The following is a 12,585-nucleotide window of genomic DNA, read 5'->3' as shown; positions in this document are numbered from 1 at the left end:
TTAGACAGGGGAGTCAAATTGGCTGGGATACCAGGATTTGAACCTGGGAATGCCAGGATCAAAACCTGGTGCCTTACCGCTTGGCGATATCCCAACTGTAAATTTGAATTAGTTTTAGTTCTTAATAAGAACATGGTGCGGAAGGAGAGACTTGAACTCTCACAACCTAAGTTACTGGAACCTAAATCCAGCGCGTCTACCAATTCCGCCACTCCCGCATCACTAATTTGCTAATTTAAACTCTAAGCTAGAGCAATTCTTTTATCCAACTTTCCTTTGTAGAAGAAGTTGGCTGGGATACCAGGATTTGAACCTGGGAATGCCAGGATCAAAACCTGGTGCCTTACCGCTTGGCGATATCCCAACAAAGAATTCTTTATAATTTTAGTTCTTATAAGAACATGGTGCGGAAAGAGAGACTTGAACTCTCACAACCGAAGTTACTGGAACCTAAATCCAGCGCGTCTACCAATTCCGCCACTCCCGCATCAACAATTTGCCAATTTAAACTCTAAGCTAGAGCAATTCTTTTATCCAACTTTCCTTGGTAGAAGAAGTTGGCTGGGATACCAGGATTTGAACCTGGGAATGCCAGGATCAAAACCTGGTGCCTTACCGCTTGGCGATATCCCAAAAAAGAATTAATGATAATTTTATTTCTTATCAAGAAATGGTGCGGAAAGAGAGACTTGAACTCTCACAACCGAAGTTACTGGAACCTAAATCCAGCGCGTCTACCAATTCCGCCACTCCCGCATCGTTTGTACAATAAAGTACAGGTAGTTATTTTAAACTCTTCATTGAGCTGCAATTTAACTCTTGCAGAGCCATTTCTAAAAGAAGAAATGGTGGCTAAGACGGGATTTGAACCTGTGACCCCATCATTATGAGTGATGTGCTCTAACCAGCTGAGCTACTTAGCCATTGTTGGCTGGGATACCAGGATTTGAACCTGGGAATGCCAGGATCAAAACCTGGTGCCTTACCGCTTGGCGATATCCCAACAATAACAATTGATAGTTTTAATTCTTATCAAGAAATGGTGCGGAAAGAGAGACTTGAACTCTCACAACCGAAGTTACTGGAACCTAAATCCAGCGCGTCTACCAATTCCGCCACTCCCGCATCGTTTGTACAATAAAGTACAGGTAGTTATTTTAAACTCTTCATTGAGCAACAAAAAAATAAATGGTGGCTAAGACGGGATTTGAACCTGTGACCCCATCATTATGAGTGATGTGCTCTAACCAGCTGAGCTACTTAGCCATCTTTTTTTGTTAGCACTTCATCGCTGAGTGCGGGGCGTATTATGCTGATATGACCCAAATTCGTCAACACCTTTTTTGCAAAAAAACACTTAACAGTGTTTGTTTGCAGGAAAATTAAGCTAACAGGCTAAATTTTAATAAAAATGCTGTTTTTTTAGCTTCCTTAAATACGCAGAATCTTAATTAACCCTGTACTTCTTTAATTGAGCGATATTACAAAGATAGACTAGGGCCTGTTTATCTTTTGAGGTTAAATTTGCAGCAGTGTGTTTGGTATTTAGACAAGGCAAAGCCTATGTAGTGTGGTTATTCCCCATAAATAGGCGATAACGCAGAATAAATGCCAAACATGCGCTGCCCGAAGGGTTCTGCCTAGGGGCAATTTACTCTTTGTTGCTCGGTTTTTACTTAGCCCACTAGGTTACAAACCTCGCGCCGCGATTAAATAGCCCCTAGATTGAACAAATTTCAATCCTAAAAGGTCAACAGGCCCTGATTGTGCTCAATTATTATTTTTATAATACTTAAATACAAAAAAGGCTCGTAAAAACGAGCCTTTAAAAATTATTACCAAGTGAAATTGGTTTAATTTGTACTTATACGTTGAACAAGAAGTTCATTACATCGCCATCTTTAACAATGTACTCTTTACCTTCTTGACGCATCTTACCTGCTTCTTTTGCGCCACTCTCACCTTTAAAGGCAACAAAGTCGTCAAAAGCAATAGTTTGCGCACGAATAAAGCCACGCTCGAAGTCGGTATGGATTTTACCCGCTGCTTGTGGTGCTGTAGCACCTACAGGGATTGTCCATGCGCGTACTTCTTTTACGCCAGCTGTAAAGTAAGTTTGTAATTGTAGTAATTCATAACCACCACGAATAACAAGGTTAAGACCTGGCTCTTCTAGGCCAAGATCAGCCATAAACTCAAGCTTATCTTCGTCATCTAATTCTGAAAGCTCAGATTCGATAGCTGCACATACAGGAACAACAATCGCATCTTCAGCTGCGGCAATTGCGCGTACACGATCAAGGTATGGGTTATTTTCAAAACCATCTTCAGCAACGTTTGCAATATACATTGTTGGTTTAATCGTTAAGAAGTTTATAGAGCTAATTGCTGCTTTTTCTTCTTTAGTTAGTGCTAAACCACGTAAAGTTAAGCCTTCGTCAAGATGCACTTTTACTTTTTCAAGTACAGCATTTTGCTCTTTAGCGTCTTTATCGCCACCTTTAGCTTTTTTTGAATTACGGAAAAGAGCTTTTTCAGCACTATCCATATCAGCAAGCACTAACTCAGTGTTGATTACGTCAATATCGTCAGCAGGGTCAATAGTGCCTGCTACGTGTATGATGTTTTCATCTTCAAAACAGCGAACTACGTGGCCAATTGCATCAGTTTCACGAATGTTAGCTAAAAACTGGTTACCAAGGCCTTCACCTTTAGATGCGCCTTTTACTAAGCCAGCAATGTCTACAAATTCCATACTAGTGGTAAGAACTCGTTGAGGATTAACAATTTTAGCAAGTTCGTCTAGACGAGGATCTGGCACAGGTACCACACCTGTATTAGGCTCAATGGTACAAAAAGGAAAGTTAGCGGCTTCAATACCCGCTTTAGTTAGTGCATTGAAAAGCGTTGATTTACCAACGTTAGGCAAGCCAACGATGCCACATTTAAAACCCATAGTAAGATACCTTGTTTAGATTCGTTTAAACGATGTGCTTGAACCCAAGTTATTAGGGTTTAAACGAATGTAGTCTGTTTTGTGCTTTTAACACACCATCTTTTGCAAGTATTTCCATGCAACGAACTGCTTCATCAACAGCAGCATCCATTTTTTCTTGGTCTGCTTTGGCCGCTTTTCCAAGCACCCAACCAGTAACCATTTCACGATGCCCCGGATGACCTACACCAATGCGCAAGCGCATAAAGTCTTTTTGATTTGCCATTTTTGCAATAATGTCTTTTAAACCATTATGACCGCCATGCCCGCCGCCTTTTTTTAACTTGGCAACGCCTGGGTCTAAATCCAATTCGTCATGGGCAACTAAAATGTCCTCGACAGGGATTTTGAAAAAATTAGCTAAACTACCGACCGCTTTACCACTTAAATTCATGTAAGTAGTGGGGATCAATAATTTGAATTCTTGGCCTTGAATGATCACTTTGCCTGTAAGGCCGTGATATTTAGGATCGTATTTTAGGGTGCAGTTGTAGCGTGCAGCGATTTGCTCGATGAACCAAGCACCTGCATTGTGGCGTGTGTTTGCGTATTCGGGGCCTGGATTAGCCAGGCCCACAAGCATTTGAATAGAATTCAAGGTTGCGAGACCTTAAAAATTATTCTGCTGCTGCAGCGTCGTCTTCAACTGGAGCTGCTTTGTTTGCTTTGATAGTCAGGATAGACTGATCATGGCCTTCGCCTTTACCTAAATCTACAGAGCTAACGCCTTTAGGGAAAGTAAGGTCAGAAATATGAACAGAATCGCCAACAACAAACTTAGAAACATCTACTTCAATGAATTCTGGAAGTGCTTTTGGAAGACACGTAATTTCAACTTCAGTTAACTGGTGAACAACAGTTGCGCCAGCTTTAGTTACAATATCTTCACCGATGAAGTGAAGAGGAACTTTAGTTTGAAATTTATGAGTAGCATCTACACGTTGGAAATCAAGGTGAGTAAGCTTAGGCTTGAATGGGTGGCGTTGGATATCTTTTAAGATTACTTCAACAGCTTCGCCATCAACGTTAAGCGTAAGGATATGCGTGTAAAAACCTTCGTCTTCTTGTGCTTTGATCATATCTTTATGAGCAAAAGTAAGAGATAAAGCTTCTTTGTCAGCTCCGTAAAGGATTGCAGGAACTTTGTCTTCACGACGTAGGCGGCGGCTCGCACCAGTACCAGTTTCTACGCGAAGTTCAGCGTTATATGTATAAGTTTTGTTAGACATGATGTCTCCAGTTATTAAAATGTGTAGGGCCTTTGCGACCAAGGTCCCTAGCCAAAAGGCGCGCTATCATACCACCACGCCCAGACAAAATAAACATCGCTTACAAAAAAAGCGCCAAAAGGCGCTTTTATACTCAGGAATGTTTAATTTTAGTGTTCAAACATCGCTGAGATAGATTCTTCGTTACTAATACGACGAATAGTCTCTGCTAACATGTCAGCAAGCGTAAGTACCTTAATTTTATCAAGGGCTTTAAGCTCGTCAGATAGCGGAATTGAGTCAGTTACAATTACTTCGTCAATCATCGAGTCACGTAAGTTTTCTGCTGCTTTACCTGAAAGAATAGGGTGCGTTGCGTATGCAAATACGCGCTTAGCGCCATGTTCTTTAAGTGCTTCTGCTGCTTTACATAACGTACCACCGGTATCAATCATATCATCTACGATAATACAATCACGACCTTCAACATCACCAATAATATGCATTACTTGAGAAACGTTTGCTTGAGGGCGACGTTTGTCAATGATTGCTAAATCGGTATCGTTTAGTAGTTTTGCAATTGCACGTGCGCGTACAACACCACCAATATCTGGAGATACAACAACGACGTCTTCAAAGTCGCGTTCTTTCATATCTTCAAGTAATACAGGGCTGCCAAATACGTTGTCTACTGGTACATCAAAGAAGCCTTGGATTTGTTCAGCGTGTAAATCAACCGTAAGAACACGGTCAACACCAACGCTTGATAAGAAATCGGCAACAACTTTAGCGGTAATTGGAACACGAGCAGAACGTACACGACGGTCTTGGCGCGCATAACCAAAATAAGGAATGACGGCAGTAATACGACCTGCAGATGCACGACGTAGAGCATCAACCATAACGATAAGTTCCATTAGGTTATCGTTTGTAGGGGCACAGGTTGATTGCAAGATAAAAACGTCCGAGCCACGAACATTTTCATTTATTTGAACACTGATCTCACCGTCACTAAAACGGCCAACAACAGCATCGCCTAATTCAATATATAAACGTTTTGCAACTTTTTGAGCTAACTCAGGTGTTGCGTTACCAGCGAAGAGCTTCATGTCAGGCACGGTAGGGTTCCTCAGGCACTGAATATTTGGACTAACGGGCAATGATAAATACCACTGCGAGTTAACTTATGATTACTTGTACGTTACTTCATTGATCGAATATGGCGGTTAACTCCGTATGAGCAGGTGAGACATTTGCGCTTGAAGCCACAAAACCCTGCCAAGTATGGGGGAGATTTTCAAGTACATCTTGTGCTTGAACTTGACTAGCAAATTCGACAAAACAACATGAACCTGTTCCGGTCATCTTCGACGGTGCGTATTTTAGCAACCACTGGAGGGTTTTTTCAACCTCGGGGCAAAGCTTTTTAACTAAAGGCTCACAATCGTTGGTTAAAGTATGGTGTTTCCAATCGCCTATTATTTTTGGTGTGTCGCGTTTTAAATCTGGATGTGTAAATATTTTTGCGGTACTTACATGTTGGTTTGGGTGTACAACGCAGTACCATTTTTGTTCAAGTTTTACCTGGTGTAATTTCTCACCAATACCATGCGCTATGGCGCTTTGCCCTTGTATGAACACCGGAACATCAGCCCCTAATTTAAGTCCTAATTGGGCTAGAATTTCTAAATTTAGTTCTAATTTCCATAATTTATTTAGGGCTAATAAAGTACTTGCGGCGTCGGATGAACCACCTCCAACACCTCCGCCCATCGGTAAGCGTTTAATTAAATTTATTTTTACACCCAAAGAGGTTTTACAGTGTGTTTGTAATAATAAAGCGGCTTTATAGATGAGATTATCATTTAGGGGTATGTCTTTAGTATCACCACCGACAGAAATACCACCGTCTGTTGTTAGCTCAAAATGCAACTCATCACCAAAATTTAAAAAAGTAAATAAGGTTTCTAGTTCATGATAGCCATCTTCTCGGCGAGCATTAATATGTAAAAATAAATTGAGTTTTGCCGGAGCAATAAGTGAAAAAGAGGTTTTGTTATTCATACTTATTTAAACTGCCAATCGTAGAGTTGAATTTTTATTTTTATTTGTTGGTGCTTTAACGTCAGTTTAGTAGGTAACCAGTAACCTGCGTTTTGTACGTAAGTGCCGTAATCTATTTGCCATTTCTTGCCTGCATTATCAAACCATAATACTTGCTTTGCGCGGCCTAGTTCATCAACGACTAAACTTTGATCGTCAATGGTGCCCTTAAGCCAGTTATCGGCGTTATCAACAGGGAGTGTAAAACCCGTTAAACGCTTTAAAAGCTCTGCAGCATTAGTATCAAAGTACTCATCGCCGTCAAACTCTAATTCAGCACCATTTGCTGTTTGTTTAAGCGACAAAATACGAGTACCAATAAAAGTAGTCAGTATTAAATTATTGGAATTTGTTGTTTGCTGCCAATTTAAGTTTGCAGATTGACGCTCTTCTGGGCTTATAAACGCGAGTTTACCCTCGACCTGCCAAGTTTTTTGAGCAGCTAAATGTGGCTTCCAATCATCATAAAGCGTTGTTTTTGTATCAATTTGATGGGCACAGCCACCTAATAATAAAAAAAACATGAATAAAATCAAATATTGTCGAATCAAATGTTGTTCCTTACTTTCCATATTCCGCTGATTTTTGGTAAAATTACCGCCTTTGAAGTAGGGCTCAGCAATATTTGGCAAATATGACCATAATAGCACTAGGTATAAATCACAAAACCGCATCCGTAGAATTACGTGAAAAAGTGGCTTTTTCGCCTGAGCAAATTTCAGAGGCGTTGCAACAATTAAGTGGCCATGCCGACTTTAATGAAGCGGTTATTGTGTCTACCTGTAATCGAACCGAGATCTATTGTAGCCTCGCTCAGCAAAATTCCCAAACACTGTTAACTTGGCTTGCCAGTTTCCATGGTTTGGATGAACATGAACTGAGCAGCAATATATACTGCCATGAAGGTAATGACGCCATTAACCACTTAATGCGCGTAGCGTGTGGGTTGGATTCTTTGGTGTTAGGCGAGCCGCAAATTTTAGGGCAAATAAAGCAATCGTTTTTTAGTGCTAAAACCCACGATGCAATAGGGGTTACTTTTGATAGGTTGTTTCAAAAAACCTTTTCGGTAGCAAAACAAGTTCGTACTGAAACAAATATAGGCGCAAGTGCCGTGTCGGTTGCATTTGCGGCTGTTAACTTAGCAAAACATATTTATGGCAAGCTTGATCAAACCAATGTGCTATTAATTGGTGCTGGTGAAACCATTGAACTGGTTGCTAAACATTTATATCAAAATGAGCCTAAAAAAATAACGGTAGCTAATAGAACAATTGAACGTGCTCGCAGCCTTGCTGATGAAGTGTCGGCAGATGTTATCGCACTTGCACAGTTACCAGAACGTTTACATGAAGCCGATATAGTCATTAGTTCTACCGCCAGTACTTTACCTATTATTGGTAAAGGGGTGGTTGAGCAAGCGCTTAAGCAGCGCCGTCACAAGCCTATGCTATTTATAGATATTGCGGTTCCGCGCGATATAGAAAGCCAAGTAGGTGAGCTAGATGCTGCCTATTTATATTCCGTTGATGACTTACAAACCATTGTAAGCGAGAATATGGCAGCGCGTGAGCAAGCTGCACAGCAAGCGCAAATAATTATTACTGAACGCACCAAAGAATTTGCAATGTGGATGCGCTCACTCGATTCGGTAGATTTAATCCGCCATTATCGAAATGATGTACAAACAATTAAGTCAGAACTTGTAGAGCGTGCTGTTAGTCAGCTAAATACAGGTAAAGATGCAGAAAAAATTATATTAGAGCTCGCCAATAAATTAACCAATCGCTTAATGCACGCGCCTACCCGTGCAATACAAGACGCAGCGAAAAAAGGTGAAGTGGCGCAGCTAAACCAGTTGAAAAAAATGTTAGGTATTGATCAGGAATAACCGTTAAATGAAAGAGTCTGTTTATAATAAATTAGAAACCTTAGTAGAGCGTTACGAAGAAGTACAAGCGCTACTAAGCGACCCGTCGGTCATTAGTGATCAAAATCGTTTTCGTGGGCTTTCAAAAGAATACTCTGAGCTTGAAGAGATTGTAAAAACGTTTTTAACTTACAAAGAAACGCAAGATGATTTAGCCAGTGCAGAAGAAATGCTTAAAGATTCTGACCCTGAAATGCGTGAAATGGCGCAAGAAGAATATAAAGAAGCTAAAGCACAAATTTTGGTAATTGAAGATCAAATTCAAGTATTAATGTTGCCAAAAGATCCGCGAGATAACAATAACGTGTTTGTTGAAGTACGCGCTGGAACAGGCGGTGATGAAGCGGCTATTTTTGCTGGCGACTTGTTCCGTATGTACAGCCGCTATGCAGAAACTAAAAAATGGAAAGTAGAAGTTGTGAGCACCAATGAAGGTGAGCACGGTGGTTACAAAGAAGTTATTGCAAATATTAGTGGCGAAGGCGTTTACGGTCAATTAAAGTTTGAATCAGGTGTACACCGCGTACAACGTGTGCCAGAAACTGAGTCACAAGGGCGAGTTCATACCTCTGCATGTACTGTTGCGGTAATGGCGGAAGTACCAGAGGCCGAAGCGATACAAATTAATACCGCAGATTTAAAAGTTGATACATTTCGTGCATCAGGCGCAGGTGGTCAGCACGTTAATAAAACAGATTCTGCTATTCGACTTACACATATACCTACCGGTGTTGTGGTTGAGTGTCAGGATCAACGTTCACAGCATAAAAACCGTGCTAAAGCGATGTCGGTACTTGCAGCACGTTTGCAACAGGCTGAAGATGAAAAGCGCCATGCGGCAGAAGCATCTGAACGTCGTGACTTAGTAGGTAGTGGCGATCGTTCTGAACGTATCCGTACTTATAACTACCCACAAGGTCGTATTACCGATCATCGTATTAACTTAACACTTTATCGCTTGAATGAAGTGGTAGCGGGTGATTTAAGCTGCGTTATTGACCCATTAATGCAAGAACATCAAGCTGACTTATTAGCGGCTATGGGCGACGAGTAATCGTGAGCCAAACTCTTGAACAAGCTATTGCTGCAGGCGCTAATTTATTAGCACCTAGCAGCGAAAGTGCTAAATTAGACGCACAAGTTTTACTTCTACATATTCTTCAAAAACCTCACAGTTACCTTTTTACTTGGCCAGAGCATGCGCTTAATGCCGAACAACAACAGCAATTTAATACCTTTTGCCAAAGACGTTTAAACGGTGAACCTGTTGCACATATTACGGGGCAACGTGAATTTTGGAGCTTATCGCTTGAAGTTAACGCAACAACTTTAATACCTCGACCAGATACCGAAACGTTAGTAGAACAAGCGCTTGAAGTGGCTGTACCTGCTACAGCTAAAGTGCTTGATTTAGGCACGGGTACTGGTGCAATAGCGCTGGCATTGGGTAGTGAAATGCCTAATTGGCAAATTATTGCAGTAGATAGAGTAAGCGATGCAGTTGCACTGGCTACACGTAACCAGCAGCGATTGGCGATTAATAACGTTCACGTTAAGCAAAGCAACTGGTTTAGCGAGTTACATGGTGAGAAATTCAACCTAATTGTCACTAACCCGCCTTATATTGAAAGCAGTGATATACATTTAAATCAGGGCGATGTGCGCTTTGAGCCTTTGTCGGCATTAGTGGCTGATGATTGTGGAATGTCTGATATTAAACAAATAATTACACAATCACGTGACTATTTGTTATCTAGTGGCTATCTTTTAATAGAACACGGTTTTGAGCAAGGTGAAGCTGTTCGTCATTTTTTCAAAAAAATGGCATTTGTGAATATTAAAACAGTGAAAGACTTTGGTGATAATGACCGTGTAACGTTTGCACAGTGGCCCTAAAGAATAATAATTGCCTGCTAGTGCGTTAAATAATGCCATGAAGGAATTTCGACTATGATGGGTGATTTTTTATTTTCAGATGAACCAGAAGAAGCAATCAATGAAATTGAGCTCGGTACCTGGAAAGTATTAATCGTTGATGATGAACCTGAAGTTCATGCTGTGACAAAGCTAGCGTTGAGTGATTTTGAGTTTCAAAATAAACGCTTAGAATTTATTAGTGCGTACTCAGGTGCTGAAGCAAAAGAGCTTGTGAAAGAGCATCCCGACGCTGCAATTGTTTTGCTTGATGTAGTAATGGAAACCGATGATGCCGGTTTGCAAGTTGCTAAGTTTATTCGTGAAGAAGCTAAAAATAATCATATTCGGATTATTTTAAGAACGGGTCAACCCGGCCAAGCACCTGAACGGCAAGTGATTGTTAATTATGACATTAACGATTACAAATCAAAAACAGAGTTAACGGCTCAAAAACTATTTACTGTTATTATGTCGAGCCTGCGCTCGTATCGGGATATTATTTCGATTGAACAGTCACGCGAAGGGCTTGAGAAAATAATTATAGCGTCTCGTGATATTTTTTCTGCGCATTCAATAGAGCACTTTATTGAAGGCGTTATGCAGCAGTTAACATCTTTACTTGGTGTTGCGGATCAAGCAGTGTATGCAAGCACTTTAGTTGCGCAGAACCCAGAGAGTGGAAATAATAAAAAATTAATCGTTTGTTCTGGCACTGGTGATTTTGAACAAAGTGAAGGTAAAGAGCTTGAAAACGTACTACAAATTGAACAGTTGAGTGCATGTCATCAGGCACTTAATGAAAAAAGTATTATTTATAAAGATAATTACTTATTTGCGTATTGCAGCAGCAAGTATAATCACAACTCAATATTATTTATATCAGGAATCCCAAAAGATTTAACTGATATACAGCGACATTTAATTAAAATTTTCTCGCAAAATGTACAGCTTGCGTTTGAAAACGTACAGCTTCAGTCTGAAATGAGACAACACAGTAAAACTCATTGATAAGTATAAGCGGTTCTTAGCCGTTTTCTTAATTAGATTTTTATAAAACAGAAGTATAGGGGCATATGGATTATTTAGCAGTAAAGCACTTACACATGGCAATTGCGATGTTAAGTGTGATTTTATTTTATGTTCGCGCTTTTTCGCGAATGGGCAGTGGTAACTTAGCAAAAAATAAAGGGGTAATGATCGGCAGTCACAGCATAGATACTTTACTATTAGTGTCAGCACTTACGCTTATATTTATGGCTAAAATAAACCCGTTTGAACAATATTGGTTATTAGAAAAAATAGTATTAGTGGTTATATATATTGGTATTGGGGCTAAAAGTGCCAGACAAACTAAAATGACCGCTAAAGTTGCTTACGTTTTGGTTAACACTGCTGTTATTTTGGCGATAGGTTATTTAGCGACGTCTAAATCAGCTTTTTTGCTTTAAGTAATATCTGACTATTTGAGCTTTATAGTTGTTTTGTAAAGCTCAAATACGACTCCCTTTCAGAAAATATTCAAAAACATCTCTATATTGGTATATAGCTTTAAAGTTAGGTAAACTACGCCTTCGTTTTCTAAAATGTTGCAGTATTAATGACTACCCTCGGGTTTGACGAACACGATGAATCTTATCTTGATGATGCTTACGATGAATTTACACCTCCAGCGATTTACCGCTGTATTAAAGCAGAGTCAAAATGGGACCCTCAGATAGATTTAACACCATGTTATGAAACTTTAACTGACTTTGAACAGCAAATTTCAGCGCTGTGTTTAAAAGTGAGTGATGAGCACGATCGCTTCGAAAAATTATTAGATATGTTTTACAGCGATTGGCTATTTAGTGCCTCAGGCTTAAAAGTGCCTGAATACAAATTAAATACATTAAGCTATACGCTTTCTATGCGAAGTGGCTCACCAACAACGCTTGCAATTATACTTTGCCACTTTTTACAACAAGCTAACTTTGATACAAATCTTAGTCTTACGCTGGGTGATGTTGGTGTTCATGTGGCGATAAGTGATGAAGAGGGCTACATAATTGAGCCAAGCAGCGGGCAACAAAGCTGGTATATCATCCCTGAAAACGCAGATGAAGATGATGGACAAGAACAAGAGCCTTTAGAGTTAATTTTTGATGACGAAGTATATAAGCTATTTTTAGCTCAGCAAAAATGGTCTTTCATTAGCGAAAACAAATTTGGTCATGCTTTGACCTGTGTAGAGATGCTAATGGAGCTAATAGGCGACGACCCGTATGAGAGACGCGACAGAGGTTACTTATTAAATCAGCTCGGTTGCCCTAAAATGGCACGTGATGATTTACAGTTTTTTGTCGATGAGTGTCCGGACGATCCTGCAATAGAGATAATTCAACACCAAATAGAAGAACTAGAAGATAATAATAAAACGCACCATTAAGAATAGG

Annotated in this window: 11 protein-coding genes, 10 tRNA genes and 1 pseudogene; 6 read left to right on the top strand and 16 right to left on the bottom strand. The window is 40.1% G+C overall.

The annotated features are described in order from the left end of the window. Positions 1–19 precede the first annotated feature (19 nt). From GQR54_RS04845 to lolB, 16 genes are all read right to left on the bottom strand, one after another. Positions 20–94: transfer RNA gene (locus GQR54_RS04845), tRNA-Gln, on the bottom strand. A gap of 39 nt (positions 95–133) precedes the next feature. Further along, a tRNA-Leu gene (locus GQR54_RS04840) sits at positions 134–218 on the bottom strand. Positions 219–289: 71 nt separating this feature from the next. Then, a tRNA-Gln gene (locus tag GQR54_RS04835) sits at positions 290–364 on the bottom strand. Between the two features lie 38 nt (positions 365–402). After that, positions 403–487, bottom strand: a tRNA-Leu gene (locus GQR54_RS04830). Positions 488–558: 71 nt separating this feature from the next. Then, positions 559–633, bottom strand: a tRNA-Gln gene (locus tag GQR54_RS04825). Positions 634–671: 38 nt separating this feature from the next. Then, positions 672–756: transfer RNA gene (locus tag GQR54_RS04820), tRNA-Leu, on the bottom strand. A 90-nt stretch (positions 757–846) separates the two neighbouring features. After that, positions 847–923: transfer RNA gene (locus GQR54_RS04815), tRNA-Met, on the bottom strand. Positions 924–928: 5 nt separating this feature from the next. Continuing rightward, positions 929–1,003 (bottom strand) — tRNA-Gln (locus GQR54_RS04810). 37 nt (positions 1,004–1,040) lie between these two features. Then, positions 1,041–1,125: transfer RNA gene (locus GQR54_RS04805), tRNA-Leu, on the bottom strand. Positions 1,126–1,189: 64 nt separating this feature from the next. Continuing rightward, positions 1,190–1,266 (bottom strand) — tRNA-Met (locus tag GQR54_RS04800). Positions 1,267–1,864: 598 nt separating this feature from the next. Further along, complete coding sequence (gene ychF, locus GQR54_RS04795) at positions 1,865–2,956, bottom strand: redox-regulated ATPase YchF (protein ID WP_007583951.1); 1,092 nt, start codon at positions 2,954–2,956, stop codon at positions 1,865–1,867. A gap of 52 nt (positions 2,957–3,008) precedes the next feature. Then, the gene (pth, locus tag GQR54_RS04790; protein WP_007583954.1) at positions 3,009–3,593 is read right to left on the bottom strand and encodes an aminoacyl-tRNA hydrolase; all 585 of its coding nucleotides are present in this window, start codon (positions 3,591–3,593) and stop codon (positions 3,009–3,011) included. A gap of 19 nt (positions 3,594–3,612) precedes the next feature. Continuing rightward, entirely contained in the window at positions 3,613–4,224 is a 612-nt protein-coding gene (locus tag GQR54_RS04785; RefSeq protein WP_008171830.1) for a 50S ribosomal protein L25/general stress protein Ctc, read from the bottom strand. 149 nt (positions 4,225–4,373) lie between these two features. Next, the gene (locus GQR54_RS04780; RefSeq protein ID WP_007583957.1) at positions 4,374–5,321 is read right to left on the bottom strand and encodes a ribose-phosphate pyrophosphokinase; all 948 of its coding nucleotides are present in this window, start codon (positions 5,319–5,321) and stop codon (positions 4,374–4,376) included. Between the two features lie 88 nt (positions 5,322–5,409). Further along, the gene (ispE, locus tag GQR54_RS04775; RefSeq protein ID WP_010554716.1) at positions 5,410–6,267 is read right to left on the bottom strand and encodes a 4-(cytidine 5'-diphospho)-2-C-methyl-D-erythritol kinase; all 858 of its coding nucleotides are present in this window, start codon (positions 6,265–6,267) and stop codon (positions 5,410–5,412) included. Between the two features lie 2 nt (positions 6,268–6,269). After that, the gene (gene lolB, locus GQR54_RS04770) at positions 6,270–6,857 is read right to left on the bottom strand and encodes a lipoprotein insertase outer membrane protein LolB (RefSeq protein WP_166376714.1); all 588 of its coding nucleotides are present in this window, start codon (positions 6,855–6,857) and stop codon (positions 6,270–6,272) included. Positions 6,858–6,940: 83 nt separating this feature from the next. Here lolB and hemA point away from each other — a divergent pair, with 83 nt between their 5' ends. The 6 genes and pseudogenes from hemA to GQR54_RS04740 all read left to right on the top strand — a co-directional run bounded on the left by hemA (position 6,941) and on the right by GQR54_RS04740 (position 12,578). After that, positions 6,941–8,197: a glutamyl-tRNA reductase gene (gene hemA / locus GQR54_RS04765; RefSeq protein WP_010554718.1), complete on the top strand. Its 1,257-nt coding sequence runs from the start codon at positions 6,941–6,943 to the stop codon at positions 8,195–8,197. Positions 8,198–8,204: 7 nt separating this feature from the next. Next, the gene (gene prfA / locus GQR54_RS04760; protein WP_007583962.1) at positions 8,205–9,290 is read left to right on the top strand and encodes a peptide chain release factor 1; all 1,086 of its coding nucleotides are present in this window, start codon (positions 8,205–8,207) and stop codon (positions 9,288–9,290) included. A gap of 2 nt (positions 9,291–9,292) precedes the next feature. After that, positions 9,293–10,132 (top strand): peptide chain release factor N(5)-glutamine methyltransferase, encoded by an 840-nt coding sequence (gene prmC, locus GQR54_RS04755; RefSeq protein ID WP_010554719.1) that lies wholly within the window; start codon positions 9,293–9,295, stop codon positions 10,130–10,132. A gap of 57 nt (positions 10,133–10,189) precedes the next feature. Continuing rightward, positions 10,190–11,137, top strand: a pseudogene (locus GQR54_RS04750) (DUF3369 domain-containing protein); the annotation flags it as partial. 89 nt (positions 11,138–11,226) lie between these two features. Further along, a complete protein-coding gene (locus GQR54_RS04745) occupies positions 11,227–11,601 on the top strand; it encodes a SirB2 family protein (protein ID WP_166376713.1) in 375 nt (124 codons plus the stop codon). Between the two features lie 149 nt (positions 11,602–11,750). Next, entirely contained in the window at positions 11,751–12,578 is an 828-nt protein-coding gene (locus GQR54_RS04740; protein ID WP_166376712.1) for a tetratricopeptide repeat protein, read from the top strand. Positions 12,579–12,585: the final 7 nt, after the last annotated feature.

This window comes from Pseudoalteromonas sp. Z9A4 (assembly GCF_011378845.1).
GTDB lineage: Bacteria > Pseudomonadota > Gammaproteobacteria > Enterobacterales > Alteromonadaceae > Pseudoalteromonas > Pseudoalteromonas arctica.
The sequence above is the reverse complement of the archived record's forward strand: the minus strand, read 5'-3'. Positions and strand labels throughout refer to the sequence as shown.